The 24,375-nt window shown below is 73.0% G+C and carries 21 protein-coding genes; 6 read left to right on the plus strand and 15 right to left on the minus strand.

Translation table 11 applies throughout. The features are described 5' to 3' along the window. Positions 1 to 9: 9 nt before the first annotated feature. Together ACIBJE_RS05680 and ACIBJE_RS05685 are read right to left on the minus strand one after the other, a co-directional pair. Positions 10 to 843: an alpha/beta fold hydrolase gene (locus ACIBJE_RS05680; protein WP_396743358.1), complete on the minus strand. Its 834-nt coding sequence runs from the start codon at positions 841 to 843 to the stop codon at positions 10 to 12. A 65-nt stretch (positions 844 to 908) separates the two neighbouring features. Then, positions 909 to 1,973, minus strand: a complete 1,065-nt coding sequence (locus ACIBJE_RS05685; protein WP_396743361.1) for a methyltransferase — start codon at positions 1,971 to 1,973, stop codon at positions 909 to 911. A gap of 187 nt (positions 1,974 to 2,160) precedes the next feature. Between ACIBJE_RS05685 and ACIBJE_RS05690 the strand changes: the two genes are divergently transcribed. After that, a complete protein-coding gene (locus ACIBJE_RS05690) occupies positions 2,161 to 3,228 on the plus strand; it encodes a hypothetical protein (protein ID WP_396743364.1) in 1,068 nt (355 codons plus the stop codon). On the opposite strand, the gene ACIBJE_RS05695 is transcribed toward ACIBJE_RS05690, so the two are convergent. Beyond that, positions 3,183 to 3,611 carry a DUF6114 domain-containing protein gene (locus ACIBJE_RS05695; protein WP_396743367.1) on the minus strand — a complete coding sequence of 143 codons (429 nt, stop codon included), beginning with the start codon at positions 3,609 to 3,611 and terminating at the stop codon, positions 3,183 to 3,185. The genes ACIBJE_RS05690 and ACIBJE_RS05695 overlap by 46 nt on opposite strands. A gap of 2 nt (positions 3,612 to 3,613) precedes the next feature. After that, on the minus strand, positions 3,614 to 4,249 hold the full coding sequence (locus tag ACIBJE_RS05700) for a DUF6230 family protein (RefSeq protein WP_396743370.1): 636 nt from the start codon (positions 4,247 to 4,249) through the stop codon (positions 3,614 to 3,616). 443 nt (positions 4,250 to 4,692) lie between these two features. On the opposite strand from ACIBJE_RS05700, the gene ACIBJE_RS05705 reads away from it, so the two are divergent. The 3 genes from ACIBJE_RS05705 to ACIBJE_RS05715 all read left to right on the plus strand — a co-directional run bounded on the left by ACIBJE_RS05705 (position 4,693) and on the right by ACIBJE_RS05715 (position 7,275). Beyond that, positions 4,693 to 5,346, plus strand: coding sequence for a Tat pathway signal sequence domain protein (locus tag ACIBJE_RS05705; RefSeq protein WP_396743373.1), 654 nt, complete (start codon positions 4,693 to 4,695; stop codon positions 5,344 to 5,346). A 204-nt stretch (positions 5,347 to 5,550) separates the two neighbouring features. Continuing rightward, a complete protein-coding gene (locus tag ACIBJE_RS05710) occupies positions 5,551 to 5,952 on the plus strand; it encodes a winged helix-turn-helix transcriptional regulator (protein ID WP_396743376.1) in 402 nt (133 codons plus the stop codon). Between the two features lie 135 nt (positions 5,953 to 6,087). After that, positions 6,088 to 7,275, plus strand: coding sequence for a hypothetical protein (locus tag ACIBJE_RS05715; RefSeq protein WP_396743379.1), 1,188 nt, complete (start codon positions 6,088 to 6,090; stop codon positions 7,273 to 7,275). Here the strand turns inward: ACIBJE_RS05715 and ACIBJE_RS05720 are convergent. The 6 genes from ACIBJE_RS05720 to ACIBJE_RS05745 are packed head-to-tail and all read right to left on the minus strand — an operon-like array spanning position 7,231 to position 14,742. Then, positions 7,231 to 8,532 (minus strand): O-antigen ligase family protein, encoded by a 1,302-nt coding sequence (locus ACIBJE_RS05720; RefSeq protein ID WP_396743382.1) that lies wholly within the window; start codon positions 8,530 to 8,532, stop codon positions 7,231 to 7,233. The genes ACIBJE_RS05715 and ACIBJE_RS05720 overlap by 45 nt on opposite strands. After that, positions 8,529 to 9,845, minus strand: coding sequence for an oligosaccharide flippase family protein (locus ACIBJE_RS05725; RefSeq protein ID WP_396743385.1), 1,317 nt, complete (start codon positions 9,843 to 9,845; stop codon positions 8,529 to 8,531). Before ACIBJE_RS05725 ends, ACIBJE_RS05720 begins: the two co-directional genes overlap by 4 nt. Further along, positions 9,845 to 11,095 carry a glycosyltransferase family 4 protein gene (locus ACIBJE_RS05730; protein ID WP_396743388.1) on the minus strand — a complete coding sequence of 417 codons (1,251 nt, stop codon included), beginning with the start codon at positions 11,093 to 11,095 and terminating at the stop codon, positions 9,845 to 9,847. The genes ACIBJE_RS05725 and ACIBJE_RS05730 overlap by 1 nt, the downstream gene beginning before the upstream one ends. Next, complete coding sequence (locus tag ACIBJE_RS05735; protein ID WP_396743391.1) at positions 11,092 to 12,423, minus strand: glycosyltransferase family 4 protein; 1,332 nt, start codon at positions 12,421 to 12,423, stop codon at positions 11,092 to 11,094. The genes ACIBJE_RS05730 and ACIBJE_RS05735 overlap by 4 nt, the downstream gene beginning before the upstream one ends. Next, positions 12,420 to 13,592: a glycosyltransferase family 4 protein gene (locus ACIBJE_RS05740; RefSeq protein ID WP_396743394.1), complete on the minus strand. Its 1,173-nt coding sequence runs from the start codon at positions 13,590 to 13,592 to the stop codon at positions 12,420 to 12,422. The genes ACIBJE_RS05735 and ACIBJE_RS05740 overlap by 4 nt, the downstream gene beginning before the upstream one ends. Next, positions 13,579 to 14,742 carry a glycosyltransferase gene (locus tag ACIBJE_RS05745; RefSeq protein ID WP_396743397.1) on the minus strand — a complete coding sequence of 388 codons (1,164 nt, stop codon included), beginning with the start codon at positions 14,740 to 14,742 and terminating at the stop codon, positions 13,579 to 13,581. Before ACIBJE_RS05745 ends, ACIBJE_RS05740 begins: the two co-directional genes overlap by 14 nt. A 276-nt stretch (positions 14,743 to 15,018) precedes the next feature. Between ACIBJE_RS05745 and ACIBJE_RS05750 the strand changes: the two genes are divergently transcribed. Further along, the gene (locus tag ACIBJE_RS05750; RefSeq protein ID WP_396743400.1) at positions 15,019 to 16,281 is read left to right on the plus strand and encodes a DUF1800 family protein; all 1,263 of its coding nucleotides are present in this window, start codon (positions 15,019 to 15,021) and stop codon (positions 16,279 to 16,281) included. A 1-nt stretch (position 16,282) separates the two neighbouring features. Beyond that, on the plus strand, positions 16,283 to 17,530 hold the full coding sequence (locus tag ACIBJE_RS05755; protein WP_396743403.1) for a DUF1501 domain-containing protein: 1,248 nt from the start codon (positions 16,283 to 16,285) through the stop codon (positions 17,528 to 17,530). A gap of 5 nt (positions 17,531 to 17,535) precedes the next feature. Here the strand turns inward: ACIBJE_RS05755 and ACIBJE_RS05760 are convergent, their stop codons facing one another. From ACIBJE_RS05760 to ACIBJE_RS05780, 5 genes are all read right to left on the minus strand, one after another. Then, the gene (locus ACIBJE_RS05760; RefSeq protein ID WP_396743512.1) at positions 17,536 to 18,498 is read right to left on the minus strand and encodes an LCP family protein; all 963 of its coding nucleotides are present in this window, start codon (positions 18,496 to 18,498) and stop codon (positions 17,536 to 17,538) included. A gap of 173 nt (positions 18,499 to 18,671) precedes the next feature. Continuing rightward, positions 18,672 to 19,163, minus strand: a complete 492-nt coding sequence (locus ACIBJE_RS05765) for a hypothetical protein (protein WP_396743406.1) — start codon at positions 19,161 to 19,163, stop codon at positions 18,672 to 18,674. Then, on the minus strand, positions 19,160 to 23,599 hold the full coding sequence (locus ACIBJE_RS05770; RefSeq protein ID WP_396743409.1) for a DUF6531 domain-containing protein: 4,440 nt from the start codon (positions 23,597 to 23,599) through the stop codon (positions 19,160 to 19,162). Before ACIBJE_RS05770 ends, ACIBJE_RS05765 begins: the two co-directional genes overlap by 4 nt. A 118-nt stretch (positions 23,600 to 23,717) precedes the next feature. Further along, entirely contained in the window at positions 23,718 to 24,011 is a 294-nt protein-coding gene (locus ACIBJE_RS05775; RefSeq protein WP_088984444.1) for a WXG100 family type VII secretion target, read from the minus strand. Positions 24,012 to 24,026: 15 nt separating this feature from the next. Beyond that, positions 24,027 to 24,362, minus strand: a complete 336-nt coding sequence (locus ACIBJE_RS05780) for a WXG100 family type VII secretion target (RefSeq protein WP_396743412.1) — start codon at positions 24,360 to 24,362, stop codon at positions 24,027 to 24,029. Positions 24,363 to 24,375 lie beyond the last annotated feature (13 nt).

Here is a 24,375-nt window from a genome sequence, read left to right on the forward strand (position 1 = left end):
GCGCACCACTCAGGGGATGCGGTTGCGCAACCAGGTCAGCGCGGCATCGGCGTGGTGCAGGACCGAGATGTGCCCGTCGTCGGGATGGCGTCGCAGTTCCGCCGACGGGCACCGGCGGGCCAGCCATTCGCCGTGCGCAGCGGGCACCACCCGGTCCCGGCCGCCGTGCACCATCAGAACCGGAACGGTGACGCGTCCCGGATCCACGCCCCACGGGGCGACGTAACCGAGGTCGTCGTCGACCGGTCCCCCCGGGTCACCGGCCAGGGCGGGGCCCACCACCCGATCGAACCAGGACCATGTGCCCCGCAGGGCAGCCCAGTCCGCCGGGACGAACCCGGGATCGTCGCCGGCCGTCGTCGCCTCGTGCGCCTCTCTGGCCGCACGCCCGGCCAGGGCGGCACGCAGCGCGGCCGTGCCGGCCGGGGACATGCCGGCGAACCAGTCGAGCCCCTCGGCGGCGAAGGGTGCCAGGGCGGCCACCGCGACCGCGCCGAGGACCCGGTCGGGCAGCACCGCCGCGCAGGCCAGCGCGAAGCTCCCACCGCCGGAGTGACCGACGACCGCGAACCGGTCGAGACCGAGTGCGTCGGCGGCATGCCCGACGTCGACCGCGACGGAGGTCAGGGTCCGGCCGGGGGCACGGGTGGAGCCGCCGTATCCGGGGCGGTCGCAGGAGACCCAACGCAGGCCGAGGCGGGCGGCGGCGGGACGCAACGGCTCGGGCGGCGAGCCGATGTTCGGTGTGCCGTGGTGCCAGAAGACGGCGGGACCACGGCCGCCGGTGTCGTAGACGTGCAACGTGCGGCCGTCGGGCAGCCTGACATCGGTCTCCGTCACCACGTGTCGAGGGTAGCCGGCGGGTCCGACACGAGCCCGTCACGGACGCGGCTCCGCCGGCGGCGGGATCAGGCGAGGCGGCCGACGAAGATCGCGGTCGGCCCGGGAGTGCGCCGCACGTCGACCAGGTGGAACCCGTTGGCGGCGAACAGCGCCGCCATCTCCGACGCGCTACGCTCCCGGCCCCCGCTGCCGACCATCATCTGCAGGTCGAGGAAACCGGGGTGGTTGCCACCGGACCCCTCGGGCACCAGGCAGTCCAGCACCAGCAGCCGGGTGCGCGGGGTGAACGCCGGCCGCAGCCGGTCGAGGACGGGGCGGGCCTGCTCGTCGGTGAGCCCGTGCATGATGTTGCGCATCAGGTAGGCGTCGCACCCGGGCGGCACGTGGTCGTAGAAGCTGCCGTTGACCACCTCCACCCGGCCGGTGAGCCCGGCCGCGCCGAGCACCGCCGGCGCGTCCGCGGTGGCGGCCGGCAGGTCGTAGAGCACCCCGTGCAGGTGCGGATGCGCGTCCAGGATCCCGGCCAGCAACTGCCCCGAGCCGCCGCCGACGTCGGCGATGCGTTCGTACCGCCCGAAGTCGTGCGCGGCCAGGATCTGCGGCATGTCGAGCCGGCTCAGCTCGCGCATCGAGCGATGGAAGTGCTCCCCCTCGTCGGGGTGCTCGGCGAAGTAGTCCCAGAGGAACCCGCCGTACTGCCGGGGGAACGCCGGGCTTCCCTCGGTGACCGTGGCGGTCAGGTCGGACCAGATCCGCTGGTTCCAGCCGGAGCTGATCTGGATCAACGTGTGCCGGACCGAGCGCGGATGGTCGCTGCGCAGCGGTTCGGCGAGCGCGTTCAGCGCGAAGGTGCGGGGCCCGGTCCGACGGAAGATGCCGTCGGCGGCCAGCGCCCGCAGCACCCGGAACAGGCTGTCCTCGTCGGCGTCGGTGGCGGCGGCGAGCGCCGCCACGTCCCGGGGACCGTCGGTGAGCTGGTCGGCGACGCCCAGCCGGGCCACCGCACCGAGCGCGTGCGTACGCCAGAAGCCGGACGCGGCGTCGAGCAGGCTCGCGGGAGGCGGCACGAGGCGGCGCGACGTGCCACTCAGGGCGGTGCCGACCGCGCGGACCGCGTCAACCAACACCATAGGGGGAGCTGATGGTTTCTTCGCCACGAACCGCACGCTACCCGCACCAGTGCGACAAGTAACCAGCCAAACGGCCTATTGCGGCAAGTCGGACTTTGCCCTGGTCAGAGCGGTCATACGGAGCGGCCGACGCACTCGGGGCGGCGGCCCGTTCGGCGGTTTCCCGGCAGGGGTCAGACTCGACGTCGTGATCCCCACCCCGCCCACGGTCGACCAGGTCGTCCGGGACGCCCCCGCTGTCGCCCGCGTGCCCGCGCCCCCGCCGGCCGGCCTTCCGCACCAGGGCGTCGACCGCCGGGGGCCGGTCGGGGTCGGGCACGCCCCGTGCCACCACGGCGAGATCCTCCAGGGCGTCTTCCTCGACGCCGACGGACACCCGTGCCGGGGTCTGGTCACCCTCCCCGTTCCCGGTACGGGCACCACCGCCACCTTCGTCCGCCGGCCGGGAAGCTCCGCCGACCACCTGACGGTTCGTCCCGCCGACCGGGGCAAGGCCCGGCGCGCCGCCGTGCTGACGGTGACCGAGTGCGCGCGCCGGACCGGGGAACGCCCCTGCGGTGGGGGGCTCAGCCTGCACGGGCAGGTTCCGGTCGGGATCGGGATGGGCTCGTCCACCAGCGACGTCATCGCCGCGGTCCGCGCGGTCGCGGCCAGCTTCGGTGTCCGGCTGCCGGCGGAGACGGTGGCCCGCATCGCCGTCCGGGCCGAGCGGGCGTCCGATCCGCTGATGCTGGGCGACAGCGCAACCCTGTTCGCCTCCCGGGAAGCCCGGGTGCTGGAGGACTTCGGCCGCCCGCTGCCCGCCGCCGTCGTCCTCTCCTGCACCACCGGCGCGGGCCGCCCGGTGGACACCCTCACCCTGCCCGCGCCGTCCGCCGCAGAGGTGCCGGCGTACGAGGAACTGCGGGTCGCGGTACGACAGGCGGTCGCCACCGCCGACGTCGGACTACTGGGCCGGGTCAGCAGCGAGAGCGCCCGCCGCAACCAGTCCCTGCTGCCCAAGCCGGAGCTGGGTCTCCTGGAACGGGTCGCGGCACAGACCGGCGCGGTCGGCGTCCAGGTCGCGCACACCGGCAACGTGGCCGGACTGCTCTTCGACCCGGCCACGCCCGACCTGTCCGACCGGCTGCGCCGCGCCGCCCGGCGCCTGTCGGCACACGGTCTGCCGGTGGGCCGGACCATCGGGTTCCGAACGGGGACGGACCGGGCTCAGCCGGCGTGCTCCGCGTCGGACGACGCCCCGGCCGGGGGCTGACGTCGCGGTGTCCAGGCCAACGCGAGACAGCCGCCGACCAGGGCGAGCAGCATGCCGATCAGGAAACCGCCGAGGTTCGAGGTCAGCCAGGAGGCCAGGGCGAGGATGATCGACACGATCGCGTAGAACGCCCGCTGGGCGGGCGTGGCGAGCAGGAGCACGCCACAGGTCAACAGCAGCAGCGGAACGAGGTAGCCGGCCATCCCCTGGAGTCCGATGTGCAGGATGACCGGCAGGGGCGCGCGCACCGAGGCGAGGATCTCGGCCCCGCCGAGGATCACCATCAACGCCCCCCAGAACGGGCGGGTCCGACGCCAACGCCGGAACCGACCTGGCCGGCTCCGGCGGGACGTCGCGGCGGGCCCGGGGACCGCAGCGGCCATCGTCAGCAACCCTCCGACGCGAAGCTCATCCGCAGATGGGGCAGGGTGAAGGCGGCGGCGGTGGTGGCCCAGTTGTTCTGCCGGAGATCGTCGATGACGACCGTGTCGGCCTGCTGGGCGAAGATGCCGATGCCGCCCTTGACGCCCGGAACCTTGTCGAGGGTGCTGGCGTCCTGCCCGATGTCGATGTTACGGAAGTCGGCGTCACCGGCGATGCTGTCCGAGTCGACGACGAGGGTGCGGGCCTTGACCGGCTTGCCGGAGTCACCGGCGGTGATCTTCAGGACCATCCCGCCCATGTTCACGCTCTGGCAGAGGTTGGTCAGCTCGGCCCGGTCGATGGCCGAGACGATCACCACGACCTGCCCCCCGGTGTCCCCCTCGTTGGGGCTGCCCTCGACCATGTGGTCGAGCGCGGCGAACTGCTCGAACCCGGTGCCGTCGAGCCGGTCGGCGGTCACCGTGAAGGGCAGGCCGGAGATGGAGAACTGCGCCGCCAGAACGCCCTGCGCGGTGAGCAGCACCATGGCGGCACTGAGCACACCGGTGCCGAGAAGCATCGGAAAGAACCGGCGCCAGCGGACCGCGCCTTCCTCGGGGACAGTTGCGGAGACGCGCGCGATATCGACGGACGACATGACCGACTCCCTTGATCGAATGGTGTCGTGGCGGGCTGTCGACGGTGTGGATGGCACAAGTTACCGCCGAGTACGGTTCGGGGTCAAGGCGTCCGCGAGCTGCGTCTTCACAATGGCAAAAGAGTCAAAAACCTCGATCACATGGCGACGGAATTGTTTCTTGACGACGCCGCCATCGGGGGCATATAACATCGTCAGAATTCATTGCTTCTCGTCGTGACGTCGCCTTCTGCGATCCGTCCGACCCACACCGACGCGACGCCCCCCACCCGTCGACCCCGTCCCGGGTCGGCCCGTGGAGGGCCACGTCGCGCCTCCACCGTCCGCCACCCGCCACGGCCCGCGCCGGTCCGGTCGGGTTGACGGATGCCGCCCGAGGAAGGAGCCCGGACCACCCGCCCGCACCCACCCCCCACCCCCACCACCACACCCAGGGAGAAGTCATGCGCAGGTACGCGTACCTCACCCTCGCCGCGACCTCGGCGCTGCTGGCCGTGCTCGCCACCGCCGGCCCGGCCGCCGCCGCGGGCAACGTGCTGACCTACAACAACGCGACCGGCCCGTCGGTCGCCGTCGGCCAGACGTTGACCGCGAACCTGAAGGCCGGCACCACGGCGAACCTCTACAACTCCACGACCGGCAGCACCGGCGTGAAGTGCGCCCAGTCCACATTCGCCGCCACGGTCACCAGCAACCCGACCGCGCCGGGCACGGCGACCGAGAACGTCGGCACGCAGACCGTCAGCAACTGCACGAGCAACGTCATCGGAGTGATCGGCGTCCGGGGCATCACCGTGAACAACCTCCCGTTCACCGCCTCGGTGACCAGCGGCAAGGTCCTCACCATCACCGGCGGCGCAGCCGGACCGATCCAGACGACCGCCGTACTCAGCACCCTGCTCGGCACCATCACCTGCGTCTACCAGGCCAACGGCAACCGCCTGGTCGGCACGGCGAACAACGCCGACAAGTCCATCAGCATGGTCAACCAGCCATTCACCAAGGTCTCCGGACCCGGGACCTGCTTCCCCACCGGCTACTTCACCGTCACCTACGCCCCGGTCAGCGGGCCGGGCGGCACGGTGTACGTGAACTGACGATGTCGACCGGGCGGCGGTGACCCCGCCGGACGTCCCGGCCCGGCCGGTGTCGACCTCAGCGCGGTCGGCACCGGCCGGGAACGGGTGCGGACACCCCGGACCGGGCCCGGCGGAACGACCGACGCCGCCACGGACGCCGGGGGCGCACCCCAACCTTCGACGAGTGTCGATTTCCAACGTTGTAGTGCCTAGAATGGCCCGATGCACTACCGCCTCAGTTCGGTCCAGGCGTGCTCGCTCGCCCGCGCCCTGGACGTCATCGGTGACCGGTGGACGCTGCTCATCGTCCGGGACGCGCTGCTGGGCATCACCCGCTTCGACGGCTTCCTCCGCAACCTGGGCATCTCCCGCAACATCCTGACCGACCGGCTGAACACGCTCATCGGAGCCGGCGTGCTCGACCGGGTGCCCTACCAGGACCGCCCGGTCAGGCACGAGTACCACCTCACCGACCGGGGCCGGGAACTGGCCCCGGTGGTGCTGGCCGTGACGCAGTGGGGCGACCGGAACCTCGCCGCCCGCCAGCCGCAGGAGCAGAGGGTCGGCCGACGGTCCGGTCCGGACACCCGCAGTCGGTGGCGGCCCCGGGCGACCTCACCATGACCCGGTCCCCGACGACCGGCGCCCCGGTCCGACCGTCCAGGTGACGTCCGTCCACGACGGCCCGTCACACAGGGCCACCCACGGAACGCGGTCAGTGGCTAGGATCCGCAGAAGGGAGAGCGGAAGAGGTCGTCGATGACACCATCGGTTCCGTACCAGCTCGTCCGGAGACTGGGTTCCTGCCAGATCGGCAGCGTCTGGTCGGCGCTCGACGAGGAGCACGGGCCACTCGCGGTGGCCGTGCTGGACCCGGGCATCGCCACGGAACCCCGCTGGCGCAACGCCTTCGCCGCCACCACCAGTGCCCTCGGTCGCGCCGAGTCCGGCGGCCAGCGCTTCGTCGCCGCCGACTTCGCCGCCACCACCCCCTGGGTGGCGTACCCGGAAGGGGAGCTGCCGCTGGCCGCCCAGACGTTCTCGGCACTCGGCATGGACTACCGCCCGGCGGAGGAGGGCACCGACGGCCCGCCCGCCCAGCACCTCCGGGACACCGGCCCGGCCGCCGCCGGTGCCGACGGCCCGCCCGCCCAGCACGTCAGGGAGACCGGTCCGGCCGCCTCCGGTCCCGCTCCCGCCGGGCCCGCGATCGAGGAACCGGACGAGGTCGGACCACCCGCGCCCGGTCCCGGGGACACGCCGCCCACCACCCGACCGACCCTGGTAATCGCCGCGGTCGTCCTGCTCGTCCTGGTCGGTGGCGGCATCCTGTTCGCGGTGACCCGCTCCGGCGGCGACGCCTCCGGTCCGGCCCCCCGGGCCGGTGCCGGCCCGTCGTCGGCGGCGGCGATGCCGACGTCCGCCCCGCTGAACCCCGGCCTGGAGCCACCGGCACCGGGCAGCTGGCCGGCGCAGTGGCCGAGCTTCGCCGCGGTCGACCGGATCCGCACCCTGACCGGCCTGGACGGCCTCCCCTTCCCGGTCAAGGTGCCTCTCGACTGGCAGTGCACGCCGGCGGGCCGGGCCGAGGGCTACGCCCGCCACCTGTGCGGCGCCCCTGCCGACGCCGGTCCGCCCATCGGCGGTGAGCTGATCGTGCGGGACTGCCCGGTGCCGTGCACCGGCTCCCGCCAGGTGGCGATGCGCACCGCCGAGGAGGCGTGGGGGCTGCGCTGGACACGCGGCGGGCCGACCGCGGTCTACGCCGAGCGCAGCGGCCTGCTGATCGACGGCACTCCCCGGTACGTGCTGGTGGTGGTCGCCTACTGGCGCGGTGGCGAGGGCGACGTCGACCGTCAGCTGGTCCTGCGGATGACCGCTCCGCTGGACGGCGCCAACCAGCTACGCCGGGTCGCCAACTACCTCCGGGACACCCTGATCTTCTGAGTCCCGTTCCGGCTCGCCGCGCAGGATCAGGCAGAGCGGCAACCAGCTCAGGTGCCCGGCCAGGGTGGTCGGCACGTGGGACGCCTCCAACCAGGAGACCCAGACGAACGCGGCCAGGTAGAGCATCGGCACGACCCGGCCCCGGCGGGCCGCCACCGCCGCCCGCCGCCAGCAGAGACCGAGCAGCGTCGCCACCGCCACGACGGCGAGCAGCCCGCCCACCACCAGCAGGTGGACCAGCAGGTTGTGCCCGTGGTTGAACGCGCCGCCGAGCGCCTCGGCCAGGCCGGGCTCCCGGTAGAAGAAGTCCGGACCGTGGCCGAGCAGGGGCCGCTCCCGCCAGTGGGTCAGCAGTTCCCGCCAGATCCGGCCCCGCTCGGTGAAGCGGGCCGGATCGGTGGTGAGCAGCGGGGTGACCACGGTGAGGGCGAGCCCGGCCGCCACCGGCAGCGACACCAGCACCGACCACGACCGGCGTGACCGCCACCCACGGCGGGCGGCCACGGCGAGCAGCGCCCCGGCGGCCAGGACCGCCAGGACCGCGACCTGGCTGGTGCGGGAACCGGTCCAGGCCACCGCGACGAGCATCACCGCCAGCGCCGTCCACCGGGACGACGCGGTCCGCAACGCGAACACGAACGGAAGGCTGAGGGCGAGCACGATACCGAGGACGTTGGAGTGCGCGTACGGGCCGGCGAGCAGACCACCAGGGACGCTCTTGGCGCCGGCCGCCGCACCGGTCAGCAGGGCCAGTTCCGGCCTCGCCGCCGCCAGCAGCATCGACCCCAGGGCGGTGAGTGCCCCGCACGCGCCGATGGTGGCGAGGACGCGGCGGCCGGGACGACACACCCACACCGCGACCGCGACCAGCGGCAGGGCCAGCGTCACCGGGCCGGGCGGCTGGTGCTCGGCCCAGCCGGCGGACGCGATCACCGCCAACGGGACGAGCGCCACCAGGAGCCCCCACCAGTGGTCGGGACGGCCACGCCGCAGGCCGTACCCGGCGAGGACCACCGCAAGCCCGACGACGGCCAGGGTGAGCGCGTCGCCGAGGAGCCGACCGGCGACCGGCATCAGGTCGGTGCGGGTGTTGAAGCCGGGCCGGCCGCTGTCGAGGAGCTGGACGAGCGGTGGCGCCACCCCCCGCAGCCAGGCCAGGACGACCAGCAGCGCGATCCCCGCGTCCGTCCACCGCACCGGCTGCCGGGACGTCGCCCGCCGCAGTCCACCGGTGATCCGGCCCCGCAGCGTGGTCACCGCGCACCGCTTCCGGTGTCGACCGGCGCCGGCCCGCTCCGTCGGCCCCGCTGGCGGAGTCGGGCGCGCAGGAAGCGGAGGTCGTCGGCGTAGGGGACGGTGACCGCCCGCAGCGACGGCACCCCGGGCAGGCCGACGACCGACCGGGCCGCCGGCAGCACCGCCACGGCGTACCCGAGGAGGCTGGCCACGGCCGCGCCGACCGCGCCCAGCGGGGCCAGCGCGACGAGCGCCACCACACCGGTGAGCGCCCCGGCGACCAGGGCGGCCGAGGACCGTCCCGCCCGGCCGTTGGCGAGCAGCACCGCGCCGAGGATCTGCACGCCGGTGTAGAGGACGGTCGCCGCGCAGAGCACGACGGTGGGCAGTACCGCCGGTGCGAACGCCTCGCCGAAGACCAGGGGGAGCAGCGGTGCCGCGACGGCGGCCAGCACGACGCACGCCGCCAGGGTGAGCGGCAGCGCCAGCCGGGCCACACGCAGCGCCGCGGCGGGGTCGTCGCCGTCGGCCCGGCCCATGAGGACGGTCCGGGCGGCGGTCGCCACCACCATCGGTAGTTCGGCCACGCTGACCGCGACCGCGTAGAAGCCGAGTTCCCGGGCGCCGAGCAGGGGCAGGCCGATCACCTGGTCGAGCCGGGCGGTGGCGACAGCCGCCAGCACACCGGGCAGGCAGACCGCCGCGTACCGGGTCAGCGACCGCAGTGGCAGCGGCCCGGACGGCACCTCGCCCGCCGGCGCACGACGCAGCCGGCGCAGCCCGACGGCCGTCCCACCGGCGGCCGAGACGAGGAAGAGCAGGCCGGCGACGAAGGCGCTCAGGTCGAACGCGAGACAGGCGCCCACGAGCAGGACCGTCCGGATCACCGCCGGCACGACCTTCAGCAGGTTGACGCCGCCGACGTCGGCGACACCGGTCAGCGCGCCGACGAGCAGGTTCGCCAGGATGTGCAGCGGGGCGAGCAGGGCGAGGACGAGAAACTGACGGTGCTCTCCCGGCTCCCGGGCGAGCGCGACCAGCCCCAGCACGGCCAGGAGCAGCACACCGAGCAGGCCGAGTGGCACCGTGGCGAGCAGGGCGACCCGAGCGGCGTCCCGGCCCGAGAGCCGGCGGTGCCGGAGGTGGAAGGTGAGCGCGTCCTGGAGGCCGTACGTACCGAGCCAGCCGTAGACCACGACGGGCAGGGTCAGCGCGGCGTAGAACCCGCGTCCCTCCGGCCCCAGTTCCCGGGACAGCACCGGGCCGACCAGGAGCCCGCTGAGCGGGACGACCAGGTTGGCGGTGGTGGCGGAGACCAGACGTCGCGTCGACATCACCGCTCCGGACGGGTGCGGCGGTCGGCGGACGCGGACCGGTCGCGGGCGGCGGTGGGACCCGGACGGCGGTCGGACGGGCCGAGGACGCCGCACGCGGTGAGGGAGTCGACCAGATCCGAGGCGAACCGGTCGGCGGAGAACCGGTCCCGGACCAGCCGGACCGCCTCGACCGCCATGGCGTCGAGGTCGGCCGGGCCGGTCTCCAGGATCCGCCCGGCCAGTGCGGCGGGCGTCCCGGCGAGGCGTACGGCGGCGCTCGGCGGGACCCCCTCGGCGCCGACCGGGGTGGCGAACACCGGTACGGCGTGGGCGAGCAGCGTGAGGGTCTTCAGCTTGACGCCCGCCCCGCTCCACAGTGGCACCACGGCGGCGCGGCTGCGGGCGAGCACCGGCCGGAGGTCGTCGACGTAGCCGAGGACCCGCACCCCGGGATGCCGTGCGAGGGTGGCCCGGACCGGTCCGGTGAGCCCCGAGCCGACCAGGTCCAGGGTGTGCCCGGCCGCCGCCAGGCGGGGCCACCCGTCAGCCAGGAATCGGCGCAGTCCGGCCAGGTTCGGCTCGTACGCGAAGCTGCCCAGCCAGACCAGCTCCCGCTCGCGGGGTCGGGGCCGGTGCCCGACCGGCAGGGCAACCGCGCTGGGCAGGACGACGTCCGCCGTCCGACCGTGGTGACGCCGCAGCCGTGCGGCCTCCTCCGCGCTGGTCACCGAGACGGTGGCGCAGCGGGACAGCACGGTGGCCTCGAACCGGGTGGAGATCCGGGTCAGGTAGCGGGCGCGGAGCCGGCGGACCGGGCCTGTCGCCACGTCGACCTCCTGTCGGAGGCTGGCGGCGAGCACGTTGGCCTTGTCCCAGTGCCAGCGCAACGGGGTGTCCCGCACGTAGGCCCCGGCCGCCTCACCGAGGGCGATGCCGACGCCGGTGCGTTGCCGCAGCTCCGCGTGCAGGTCGGCGCTCCAGCGGCTGCGGACCCACGGGGGCACCCCGGCGGCGAGGGCCTCCGGGTAGCGGCCCGCCGGACCGAACCGGTCGAACCGAAAGGCGGTGGCGTCGAAGACCCGCACCTCGACTCCGGGGAGCAGCCGGCGGAGCTGCCCGACCTGCTCCGGCCGGGTGTCCGGGCGACGCACCACGAGCAGGGTGTGGTCACGGACCGACGCCAGCGCCCGCAGCGCCATGAGCACCCGGACGGGGTCGCCCCGGTCCTGCGGCAACGGGAAGTACGAGCACACCACGGTCAGCGTCATCCGGGATCTCCCACCGGCCGGCGAGGCGGCTCGACCCGGTCCGGCTGCGCCCCGGGCACGCGGTCGGCGGTCCCGGGCGTGTCCGGGGCGGCCCGACCTGCCCCGCGCCGCCCGGTCCCGGTGCGGTCGGCCCCTGCGCGCCGGCCGGTCCCGTGCGGGTTCCTGCGCTGGTCGACGAGCCGGTTCCAGGTGTCGACCAGGCGGTCGGCCTGCGTGGCCGGGGCGAACTCCACGCGGAGGCGGGCCTGGAGGACGCGGCTGCGCCGCCGCGCCTCCGTCGGATCGGCGAGCACGCCACGGATCGCGTCGGCCACCGCGACCGGGTCGTCGGGCGGCACCCGCCACCCGGCGTCCGGGCCGACAAGTTCCGGGATGCCGGAGAGCGCCGTGGTCACCACCGGCACCCCCCGGCCGGCCGCCTCCATCAGGAACACCGGGATGCCGTCGAGGTCGCCGTCCGGCCCCGCCCGGCAGGGCAGCACCGCGACGTCCGCCCCGACCAGGGCGGCCATCGCCACCTCGTGCGGCACCGCGCCGTGCAGGTGGACGATCCCGGCCAGGCCGTTCCGCCGGACCTGCCGGCGGACCTCGGCGCGCAGCGGCCCGTCGCCGTAGACGTCGTAGCGGAGGTCGTGGCCGGCTGCGACGAGGCGGGCGACCGCGTCGACGGCCGTCGGGACGCCCTTCTTGGCCACCAGGCGGGCGACGGTGACCAGCCGGGCCGGGCCGGGAGCCGGGGGTGGCCGCTCCCGGTCGGGGTCGACGATCCAGCCGTCGTGAGCGGCCCGCACGACCCGGTGCGGGACCGAAGCCATCGGCACTCCCCCGGCGGCGAGCTGCGCCGCCGAGGCGGCGGAGACGACGAAGAGGTGGTCGAGCCGGGACAGTCGGCGGCGCAGCGCCGCCGGGTGCGGCTCCCGGAGGAAGTCGGCCGCGTGGGCGGTGGCGGTGACCGGACGGTCCAGGCGACGGCCGAGCAGCAGGGCGACCGCGGTGGGCAGGTTGACGAAGTGCGCGTGCAGCACGTCCGGACGGAACCGCGCCACCGGCCCGGCCAGGCCGGCCGCGCCGGCACTGGCGAGCAACCCGCGCGGCAGGGGGCGGACACCCAGCACACGCAGGTCGGCCGGGAGACCACCGGGCCGGCACAGCAGCCGGCCGGCGGCCCGACGCAGGTCGGCGACCCGGCCGCCGCCCGGCCCGACCGGGAACACCTCGACGGTCGCTCCGGTCGCCCGGACCGCCCGCACCTCGGCCGGGACGAAGGTCTCGCTGGGGCCGGGCGGGCGGGCGAGCACGTACGCGACCCGCAGGCGGCGCCCGCTCACCGGGCCGGCCCCGGCCGGTGTGCCCGCCGTACGGCGTCGAAGAACTCGCCGTGCCGAGCGACGCACTCCGCGTCGGAGAGCAGCCCGGGAGTGCCGGCGGCCGCGACGGCCAGGTCGATCCGGAGTCGGTGCGAGGCCACCAGGCGGCGCAGGGCCCCGGCGAGCGCCTCGGGTCGGCCGGGTGGGACCAGCAGTCCGTTGACGCCGGATCGGATCCACTCCCCCGGCCCGCCGCCCTCGGTGGCGATCACCGGCTTGGCCCGGGCCAGTCCCTGGAGCACGGTCTGTCCCAGCGGCTCGGGGCCGAGCGAGGCGTGGACCAGGATGTCGATCGCGTCGAGGACGGCGGGGACGTCGTCGACGTGTCCGAGGAAGTGCACCCGGTCGGCGATACCCAGCCGGGCGGCCAGGTCCCGCAGCTGCGCCTCGTACGCCGCCTCGCCGAACAGCGGGGCCCCGCAGAGGTACGCCCGCACGTCGGAGTCGGGCAGCGCGGCAGCGAACGCCTGGAGGAAGACGTGCTGGCCCTTCCAGGGTTGCAGCCGGCCCACCATCCCCACCGCCCGGACCACCGGTCGGACCCGGGGCCGGGCCACCCGTTCCCCGATGCCGCTCGGGCTCTGCAGCACCACCCGGCGGTCCGGCACCCGGGGCCGCCCCACCACACTGGCGAGGGTGAACCGGGAGTTCGCGATGAGCCCGTCGGCGTGCCGCAGGGCGAGCCGGGTGAACGCCGGCAACCCGAGCGGCCCCAGGGTCTCGGCGTTCACCGGGCTCCGGAGGTGCACGACGAGGGGTCGGCGGTGACGGCGGTCGGCGAGGGCGCAGATGATCGCGGCGGCGGCCGTGTTGGCGTGCACGAGGTCGGCGTCCCGGAACAGCGGGCTGCGTCGCAGGACGCGGGCACCCGCCCGCAACGCGGCCAGGTAGCGGGCCGCCAGCAGCGGGGCCCGGCTGCGGGTGCCGCCGGTGGGCAGCGCGGGCAGGTCGTCGGCGACCGTGACGTCGGTGCTCCGCAGGTGGTCGAACGCGCCGCCGCCCGGTGGGGTGTGCAGCGCCGCCCGCCAGGGGCGGTCCCGCCCGACCAGGCGGGCCAGGGCCAGTTCGGCCCCGCCGGGTTGGGAGGTGTGACTGACGTGCAGCACCCGCGGCGGTTCAGCCGCACTCATGCGCGACCCACTCGGTCACCCGGCTGGCGAACGCGCAACCGGAGAAGCGGGCCGCCTGGGCGGGCATCCGGGCCCGGTCCAGCTCGTCGAGGCGGGCGAGGGCGTTGGCGTAGTCGCGGGGGTCGGTGGAGTCGAGGAGGATGCCGGTCTCCCCGTCGACGACCGTCTCCAGCAGGCCGCCCCGGCGCAGTCCGAGCACCGGTGTCCGGCAGGCCTGGGCCTCCACCGGAACCATGCCGAAGTCCTCGTGCACCGGGAACAGCAGCACCCGGGCTCCCCAGTAGAGCTGCCGCAGCCGCACCCGGTCCGGCTGGACCTCGAAGGTGACCGGCACGGTGGCGCGGGCCGCCAGCCGGCGCAGCCGGATCTCCTCCGGGCCGGACCCGGCGATGACCAGGGGCATCCGGGCCGCCTCGGCGATGGCGATGATCAGGTCGAAGTTCTTGTACCGGACCCACCGGCCGACGCCGAGGAGGTAGTCGCGGGGCGCGGCCCGCTCACCGCCCCGCGCGTCGGCGAAGAACTCCACGTCGACCGGGGGGTTGATCACCCGGGCGTCGCGCCGCCAGTGCCGGCGGATCCGGTCGCGGACCTCACGGGAGTTGGCGGCGTAACTGTGCACGTGCCGGCTGAGCCGTACGTCGAGAGCGCGCATCACCCGGCGGGGCACGGCCAGCAGCCGGCCGGCGGCCCGGTCGTCGACTCCCGGCGTCCAGAGGTAACGGGCCGGGGCGTGGACGTAGCTGAGGTAGCGGGTGCGCTCCGGTGAGCCGAGTCGGGCGGTGTGTGCGAAGGCGTGGCTGGAGGTGATGACCACGTCGAAGCGTTCCCGGGTGAGGGTGCGCCAGACCAGCGGCATGAACGGCAGGGCCACCGCCTTGCTGACCCGCAGCGGGGTACGGGCCAGCCACGACTCGCGCAGCTCCGGTGCGTCGACACCCGCCTCCCGCCAGAGCGCGAAGCGGGTCGCGGCCGGGAAGACCTCGGCGAGCTGACGGAAGACCTGCTCGGCGCCGCCGGTGGCGGTGAACCACTCGTGGACCAGTGCGATCGAGCGCCCCGGTGGCGGCTGCGCCACCCGCCCCACCGGCACGTCGCCCGGAACCGGTGGTGACGTGTCCTGGTGGTCGAGTGGAACGGGCGGAATCATCAGCTCGTACCCCCGCGACGTGGTGTCGGGACATGATGGACGGTCGACGAGGCGCGCAGCGGGATAATACCGTGAATCGTGATCGGAATGCGCTCCCGGAAAGCGGGAAAATCGACATGCCGACATTGGTTACCACGGGCAAGTTGATCTATTAGGCTCTATGTCAGTACGGACAGAGGTGTGGGCCGCCAGCGGCGACCGAGGCGGACCGTCACCCGGGGAGATACACCGCCCCTGACACACCATCATTATGGGAATCCCACCGACGGTGCCGCCATGACCGACGATGTCGCGCTGCTGCTGCGGCGGGCCGGCTTCGGTCCGACCGCCGCCGAGCTCGCGGCGGCGCAGCGGGCCGGCCACGACGCCACCCTGACCGCCCTGACCAGCCCGCCGGGGCCGGACATCGGCGCCACCCGGGCCCCGCTGCCCCGACTCGGCCCGGATCCGTACGCCCGTACCCCGACACCGGAGCAACGACTTCGCGCCGACGACCAGCGGCACAGCGAGACGACGGTGATCAGTCGCTGGTGGCTGGACCGGATGACCGTCGCCGACCACCAGGCGGTGGAGAAACTGCTGTTCTTCTGGCACGGCCACTGGGCGACGTCGATCGTCAAGGTGAAGAGCGCGCAGCTGATGCTGGCCCAGCACGGCGCGCTGCGCGCGGCGCGGGACTTCGTCGACATGGCGCACCGGATGGTCGTGGACCCGGCGCTGGTGTATTGGCTGGACGGGCAGTTCAACAGCCGGGAGGCACCGAATGAGAATCTCGCCCGGGAACTGCTGGAACTGTTCACCATCGGCATCGGCCGGTACACCGAGGCGGACGTCCGGGACGCGGGGCGGGCCTTGACCGGCTGGCGGATCGACCTGGCTGGCGAGCGGACACTCCTCGACCCGCGCCGACACGACGGCGGCGAGAAGACGATCCTCGGCGAGACCGCGGCCTTCACCGCGCACGGCCTCGCCGACCTGCTGCTGCGGCAGCCGGCCTGCCCCCGGTTCGTCGCCACCCGGCTCTGGCACCGGTACGGGTCGTCGATCCGCCCGGCCCCCGAGCCGACCCTGACGGCGATGGTCGCCGCGTACCCCGAACCGATGGCGATGCTGCGCGCGCTCCTCGCCGACGAGGCGTTTCCCACCACCCGGTCCACCATGGTCAAGCAACCGGTCGAGTGGCTGGTCGGGGCGATGCGTCAGCTGGCGCTGCGGCCGGCCACCATGCCCCCGGAGACCGTGGTCGCGTTGCTGGACGGACTCGGCGGCCTCGGCCAGCGTCCGTTCGCCCCGCCCAGCGTGGGCGGCTGGCCGGCCGGTGCGGCCTGGCTGACCAGCGCCGCCGCCCGGCTGAAGCTGCACCTCGCCGGCAAGCTCGCCGCGCTGCACAGCCCCGAACGGTTGACCCCGGAGTCGGTGGCCCACCTGCTCTGCGTGGAACGGTGGACCGACCGGACGTACCAGGTGCTCCGGGCCGCCGGGAACTCGCGGCTGATGCTCACCCTCGGCCTGGTCAGCCCCGAGTACGCGGTGACCTGACGTGGATCGGCCGACCCGACGACGCTTCCTGCTCGCCTCCGGTGTGGCCGGTGGCGGGGCGCTGGCCGCCGGGGTCGGCGGGATCACCCTGGCCCGGCTGCTGCGCACCGGCGGGGAGCGGCCGGCCACTCACCGGGCGGACACGGTCGTCCTGGTCACCCTCTACGGCGGCAACGACGGGTTGAACACCGTCGTCCCGTACGCCGATCCGGCCTACCACTCGACCCGCCCCGACCTGGCGCACCCGCCGGAGCGGGTGCTGACGCTGGACGACCGGCACGGGCTCCACCCGGCGCTGACCGGGCTGAAGCGACTCTGGGACGACGGCCGGCTGGCGATCGTGCACGGCGTCGGTTACCCCCGGCCGGACCGCAGCCACTTCCGGTCGATGGACATCTGGCAGACCGGTACGCCCGACGCCCCGGCCGACACCGGCTGGGTGGGCCGGTGGCTGGACAGCACCCGCGCGCCGGTGGAAGCCGCGGTCAGCTTCGAGCCGGTGCTGCCGCCGCTGCTGGTCGGACGGACCCGGGTCGGCGCCTGTGTCAGCTACCAGGGACTGGAACTGCCGGACTGGGTGGCACCGCCGATGGTCGCGGCGCTGGGCCGTACCGAACCGGGCGAGCCGGACGCGCAGGCGCGCGCGGCAGCCGCGTACGCCGACCTGGTGGAAATGGGCCGGCTGGTCCGCGAGGCGGCCGACCCGGTCGCCAGCCCGACCCCGGTGGAGGGCACGGTGCCCGCGACCGGCACCGGCGGTGGTGGGGCGCTCGCCGCGCAGCTCGCCCTGGTCGCCCGCTGTGTCGAGGCCGGCGTGCCGACGCGGGTGTACTCGGTGAGTCTCGGCGGCTTCGACACCCACGCCGGGGAGTTGGCCGCGCACGAGGTGCTGCTCGGCCAGCTCGACGCGGCGGTGGCCGGTTTCGTCACCCGGATGGCCGGCAGCGCAGCCGGCCGGCGGGTAGCGGTGGTCGTCTACAGCGAGTTCGGTCGGCGGGTACGCGCCAACGCCTCCGACGGCACCGACCACGGCACCGCCGGACCGGTGCTGGTGGCCGGGGCGCGGGTGGCCGGTGGATTCCACGGCGAGCCGCCGAGCCTGACCGACCTGGACAACGGTGACCTGAAGGCGACCACCGACTTCCGGGACGTCTTCGGGGCGGTGCTCGCCTCGGTGCTCGACGCCGAACCCGAACGGCACCTGCCCGGCTACCGGGGACGACCACTACCGCTCTTCCGGAGAGGTTGATCCGGCTACCGGGCAGCCGCGAGGATCTTGCCCACCTCGTCGCGACGGACTGCGGTGTAGAGGACACGGGCCTTCGCCTCGTCGGCGAGGACGACGCTCTCCGTGCCGACCCGGCCGGTGCCCCGGCTGGGGCTGGTGAGGAAGGTCAGGTTCCCGCCGCGCAGATGCCGCAGGTCCATCGCCAGGTCGACCAGGGAGAGCGTCTCGTCGACCGAGACGGCGTCGGCGGTGGCGCGGAGGAAGTCGTCGAGCCGGGCCGGGTTGGTGAGCAGACCCCCGGACGCGGCCTTGTCGAGGATCGCCCGGATCACCTGTTGCTGGTGGCGGATGCGGGTGAAGTCGCCGTCGGGGAAGGCGTACCGCTCACGGGCGTAGTCCAGGGTGGTCGCACCGTCCATGGTCTGCCGGCCTCTGGTGAAGTGCCGACGGCCGTCCGGGGTGAGGGCGTGGGTGGAGGTAAAGCTCTCCGTCACCTCGATCTCCACACCGTCCAGGGCGTCGACGATCTCCTTGAAGCCGGCGAAGTCCACCATGACGACGTGGTCGACCCGGACGCCGGTGAACTTCTCCACGGTCTGCACCAGCAGGGGCACCCCGCCCCAGGCGAACGCCGCGTTGATCTTCGCGTCCCGGTTGCCGTGCCGGCCGTCCTTCGAGGCGGGCACGTGCACCCAGGTGTCCCGGGGGATGGAGACGAGCTGAGCGCTGCCGCCGCCCCTGGGAATGTGGGCCAGGATGATCGTGTCGCTGCGGGAGCCCCCGGTGTTCTCCGGGTCACGGGAGTCGCTGCCGAGGATCAGCAGGTTACGGGCATCGCGCGCCTCGGGCGCCTTCGCCGGCCGGGAAGCCTCGGGCACAGCGGTGAACACGTCCACCCGCCCGACGTCCGACTCCACCGACTTCAGATAGAGTCCGGCACCGAGCAGACCGCCCACCACCGCCAGAACAGCCACCAGCAGAACGGTTATGAGCCGTTTCTTTCTGGCTGCATGGTCGCCGACCAACGGCGCACCGTCAGCAACTGGTCGGCCTGCTCCATCGTCTCCGATAAACCGGCGCGGCACCTGGCAAGCGTACTGCGAGGTTCACTCTGGGACCACCCCTGAGTCGCAGTCCGCAATCCGCAGATCGACATCGCGGACTAGTCGACGAACTCCGGCCACAACCAGATGGAGGATATGACGCCGTCCTGGACACCGACCGCCACGCCGTCCGCGATCTTCACAACGGTCGGATGCGTTTCATACTCCGCAGACACACGGACACATCCAGCTGCCTGATCGAATTCGGCCTTCCAGTTACTACTTCGCGAGATGGACAGGGAAACGCCCGGTTCCAGATCCTCGCCGGGGACCAGGCGCAGGACTCCGGGCAGGGCCTCCGGCTGCGGTAGTGAAGTCCTCGACCACGAGTTCGCCGGGAGGTAGCCCCAGGCGAAGAGGAGCTGCCCCGTCTCCACACCCACCTCGATCTGGAGGGTGTCGGCCACCAGGCTCGTCACACCGTCCGAGCCCGCGCGGCACTCGAGATCGACATCATCGGCCGCCTCGTACGAGAAGCTGTGCTCCGCAGCCCGGAAGAAGAGCTTCCCGGACAATGTCCTGCCATCCTCGAACCGGACCATGAGCGTCATCGCACGAAGTTCCAATGCAGGATGGTATTGGTGTTCGTGTCAACCACAAGCTCCCACACCCCTTCGGAACCGTTCATCGCCCCGGGCGTGTCCCACCGAAGCGCCCCCTCCGCTCCCCGAGGGTCCAATCGCGGACTCGATCCGGCCATGATCTCGCTCAGCAGGAGGCGGTCGTTCGGTCCCATGAAGGGCCGTTGCGGAAGGCCATGCCGCGGGGAGGTACGTTTCGCGACCGGAATGCCGGCATGATTCCTGACCGTCTCCGTCATGCCGAGATTCTCGACGTCGATTCGCGACGCCATCTCATTGACGTTGCAGGGCGTCAGCCCGAGTGGATCGACGTGCCGTAGCGGATGGACCACATAGTTGTGCGGGTCGGGGCCGGCCGCGAGACCGAGAGGATCTGCCGAGGCGTAACGGCCGCTCTCGGGGTCGTAGTAGCGGTGGTAGTTGTATGAAGCACCGGTTTCCGGATCATGGATCTGACCTGGGAAGCGCAGTGGACAGTCAGCCCCGTCGGTACTGACGTGGGTGGGAACTCCCCAAATGGTGGTGCGCTGCTGCCAGGCCACCCGGCCGTCCGGGCTGACCAGTTCGGTGGGCGTACCGGTCAGGTCGGCGACGATCGCGTAGAAGCGGCGGTCCACCTCGATCTGGTCGAGGTCCGACCCGTCGGTCTGGCTGATCGGGGTGAACGAGCCGGGGGCGTACTCCCAGGTACTGGTGCGTTCGCCGGTTCCGTCCCGGTAGGTCTGCTCGACCAGGCGGGGGCCGTCCCAGGCGAAGTCGACCTGCTCGACCACCCCACCGTCGGCGTCGAGTCGCTGCTTGGCCGCCCGGCGACCGAGGGCGTCATACCGGTAGTGCCAGCGGGTCCCGTCCGGTGTGATCACGCCGACCAGCCGGTCGTCGCTGTCCCAGGTGTACCGCCAGGTCGACGGCTTGGTCGAACGCTCCTTGCGTTGCCGCAGCACGACCCGCCCGGCCGCGTCGTGCTCGTACCGGATGTCCCCGGCGCGGCGGATCAGCGTGCCGGTGTACTCGCGGTCGCCCCGTGCAGTCCCGGTCTCATCCGTTCCGCCCCAGGTGGCGTGGGCAAGGTTGCCGGCGTCGTCGTAGGCGTACCCCTCGGTCCAGTCGGCGGCCCGGACGGCGGTGATCCGGCCGGCCCGGTCCAGTGCCAGCCGGCGTTCGCCGGTGACCTGGTCGGCGATGTCGACCAGGCAGCCGTCCGCGCGGTACCCATAGGCCCGGTGCGCGATCAGTTCCGGCACGCCGGCCAGGGCATCCGACCCGGCAACCGGGTTCGCGGTGAGCGCCTGGGAGACCAGACGGTGGTTCGGGTCCCAGGTCTGGGTGAGGACGAGCGCACCGACGCTGCGCCGGATCTCCCGGCCAGCGGCGTCCTGGGTGAACCGGACGGTCTGCCCACCCGTGTTCAGGGTCACCGGCCGGTGGCCCGCGTCGTACTCCCAGGCGCTCTCCAGCCCCGACGGGGTACGCCGGTGGGTACGCCGGCCAAGGGCGTCGTAGGTCGACGTGAGGCGTCGGCCGTCGCGGACCTCGGCGACCACCCGGCCGAGCGGGTCCCGCTCGAGCCGCAGCTCGACGTCCGGCGAGGCGGCGTGCAGCAGCCGACCGACCGGGTCGTAACCGAAGGTGGTGACGCCCTCGGAGGTGCGCTTCTCGACCACGTTGCCCAACTCGTCGCGGACCAGGTCGACGTGCTGCCCTGCGCCGTTGGTGCGGGCCACGAGCTGCCCGACCGCGTCGTGGGTGTAGGTCTGGGTCCGGCCGTTGAAGTCGGTCTCGGCGACCAGCCGCCCGGCCGGGTCGTAGTCGTACCGCCAGGTCAGGCCCTGCGGGTTGGTGACGGTGGTGAGGCGCAGTTCGGTGTCGTACGCAAAGGTCAGACGGCCACCGTCCGGGCCGGTGCGGGTGACCGGGAGGTCGAAGGGGCCGATCTCGAACTCGGTGGTCACCCCGCTCGGGTCGGTATGGCTGACCAGGTTGCCTTCGGCGTCGTAGGTCCACTCCTCGTGCGCACCGTCCGGCGTGCGCCGCCAGGCCAGGTGCCCGTCCACCGTCCAGCCGAGGTACGTCGTGCCGCCCACCGGGTCCGTCATGCTGGTGATCCGCCCGGCCGCGTTCCGCCGGTAGCTGGTCACCGCGCCAGTCGCGTCGGTGATTCGGCTGATCAGGCCGGCGGCGACGGTCTCCACCCGCAGGGCGTTGCCGAGCGCATCGACCACCTCGGCGAGGTGGCCCGCGTCGTCGTAGCGGTAGTGGGTGGCGGCACCGGTCGGGTCGGTGACCATGGTCAGGTTGCCGCGCTCGTCGTAGGCGCGCCGCCAGGTCGCACCGTCGTAACCGGTGGCCGCGACGGGCTGGCGCAGGTGGTTGTAGGACAGGACCGCCCGGCTGCCGTCCGGGCGGATGACCTCGACCAGGTTCCCGTCTTCATCGTACGACCAACGAACGGTTCGCCCGAGAGCGTCCGTCTCTGTCAGCTTTCGGTCGAAACGATCCCAGGTGCAGGTGGTGACGTTCCCGAGCGGATCGGTGACTCGTTGACTCTGTCCGCGTTCGTTCAGCTCGTAGACGGTCCTATGGCCGAGCGAGTCGAGCACGGCGGTCGTCCGGGCGTCCGGGTCGTACTGCAGCCGGGCGGCCAGGTAACCGCCCGTTCCGGTGGCGGCCACACATCGTCCGTGCTCGTCGTAGGTGTACGCGTACTCCTGTTCGTTCCGGTCCTGCCAACGGGTCAGCCGTCCGTCGCCGTCGTACCCGAACCGCAACGGGCGGTCCGACTCGTTGGTCACCTCGACAAGGTGACCCTGCTCGTCGTAGCCGAACCGGACGAGGACCCGGGCGTCACCCGAGGCGTCCGCGTCGAGCAGGCTCAGAGCCGTGATCCGGCCCCGAAGGGTGTCCACCGCGATGCGGTATCCGCCGCTGTGCCGGATCTCCGCGACCTCGCCGTCCCGCCAGTCGACGTCGATGCGGTGCCCGTTCCGATCAGTCACGGCGACCAGCGGCAGCACGCGGACCGGTTCCCCGGCGCCCGCTGGTCCAGCGTCGCCGGGGACCTCCCGGAAGTGCAGGGCCCGGCCGTTCTCGGGTTGCTCGACGACGTATCCGCCGACTGTCGAAGTGAGCGGCCACCGCGGCCCGGACTCGGGCATGGCCCGCGCGTCGGCGGCACCGGACAGCGGATAGGTCAACAGCATGCCGTCCTCGGCGACCAGGCAAACCCCGTCGTCGTCGATCTCGAGCCGCTGGTCCAGGGTGGACGCCCACGAGGGGCCGAACCAACCGCCGACCCGGTACGACGACAGGTGGCTGCGGGTCAGCACGACCGGCAGCAGGCCGGGCAGCTCGACGTCGGTCTGGGTGAGGACGACCTCGCCGCTGGCCACGTCGATCGGGTCGGCCGCGCATCGACGCGCCCCCATCGGAATGCTCGGGCGCGGCATGGTCGCCAGCGCCTGGCGTGCCTTGCCGTAACCGTTGCCGAGGGCCGACAGCCCGCGACCGGCCAGCGCCGCGACCGGTCTACCCAACATCGCCAGTCGGCCGATGGGCACGACGGTGAGCACCCCGTCGATCAGGATCTGGGTGAGGCTGCCCTTGCCGGTGGCCGCGTAGATGGACGCGTCGATCAGCAGGGCGGCGGCACCGGCGGCGATGGCGATCGGCCCCATGATGGGCGCGAGAACCGGGATGAAGGAGAGCAAACCGGCGACCAGGGAAACGATCTTGAGCGCGCCGGAGAGCTTCTGGAGCAGTTCCTGGTTGTCCCGGACGAAGTTGGTGAACTGACCTTTGAGGTTCCACCATTTCGGGTTTTCCTTGAAGCGCAGGTCCCTGGCTTCTTTGATCACCCGGACGCAGTCACGGACGGCGGTGGTCTGCCGGTCGCGCAGCCCGTTGGCGGCGGCGACGCAGGCGTCCCACTCCCGCTGGGCCTGGGACAGGGCCGCTCCGGCCGCACCGCTGTCGGACCGGTAGGTGTCCGGTTCGGTGTCCTCCGGCGGTCGGGCGGCCACCTCCCGCTCGTGGCGGGCGTCGGCGTCCCGGGCCCGCTCCGCCCGGCCCCGGGCGGCCTGCAACGCCTCCCACAGGCCGGGTGCCCGCTGGGCGAGCGGACGCATCTCGTCCTGGAGACCGCTCAGTGTGTCGGCGAACGTCCGGAGGCTGGTGGACACCTTGCCGAACGCGTCGCCGGTGATCCGCAGGTTCCCGGGCATGCTGGCGTTGAGGCCCTTGCGGAACTGGTCACCCTCGGGCCCGACGAACTGGCTGGTGTCGAGCCTGGTGATCTCGCTGGCGGCCTGGGTCGCCGCCGTGCCGAAGCTGTGCCACTTGCCCGCCGACGAACGGATCGCCGACGGGTCTCCCTCCATACGAAACAGGTGCGCCGGAAACTCCGCCATCGCGCCCGGACCTTCCCCGTACGTCCGTCTGCCTGCTGGTCACGCTCCATCGCGTGCCGAGCGGGTCGGGTCACCGGAGACGGCCCGCCCGGCGTCATCGCGCGTTCGACGCGCCGGGTCAGCCCTGGAGGGCGCCGCGCACCTGACCGCGCATCTCCTGCACGGACGTGGTGGTCTGCCCGAGGGCCTGCCGCACCGAGTCGAGGATCTGCTTGACGGTGTCCGCCGAGGTGTTCCACTGCGTCTGGATGCCGTTGTAGATCTCCATCTCGTCGCCTTCCCAGTTCGCCTTGACCCGGGTGACGAAGTTGGTGAGATCGTCGAGACTGGCCTGGACGCCGTTGGCGACGGCGGCGATGTCGCCCTGGGCGGATCCGGCGGTCGACTCGTCGTAGCTGAACACGTCGGCCATGTCTGGCTCCTTCGGTTAGCCGCGGAATTTCGCGCCGTCCCAGTTGGCCGACCCCATGGTCGACTGCAACTGGCTGGTCTGCTCGGAGTGGTAGGTGTCGTAGAGCTGGCCGGCCGAGCCGACGCGGCTCTTGATGTCGTTGAGCGCCTTGTTCAGGTCGGCCATCGCCGCGTTCCACCGCTGGGTCAGCTGATCCCAACTCTGGAACGCCGACCCCTTCCACACCGCCGGCAGTGGTTCAATGGCGTTGATAAATGATCTAGCCTGACTGTTGAGCGCCGCGACCGACGTGTCAAGATTGGTCGAGTGCTGGTTGACCGAGTTGTCGGTGATCGAAAACTTCGTGCCCACAGAGGCCTCCCCT

The sequence above is a fragment of the Micromonospora sp. NPDC050187 genome (assembly GCF_044459745.1).
GTDB lineage: Bacteria > Actinomycetota > Actinomycetes > Mycobacteriales > Micromonosporaceae > Micromonospora.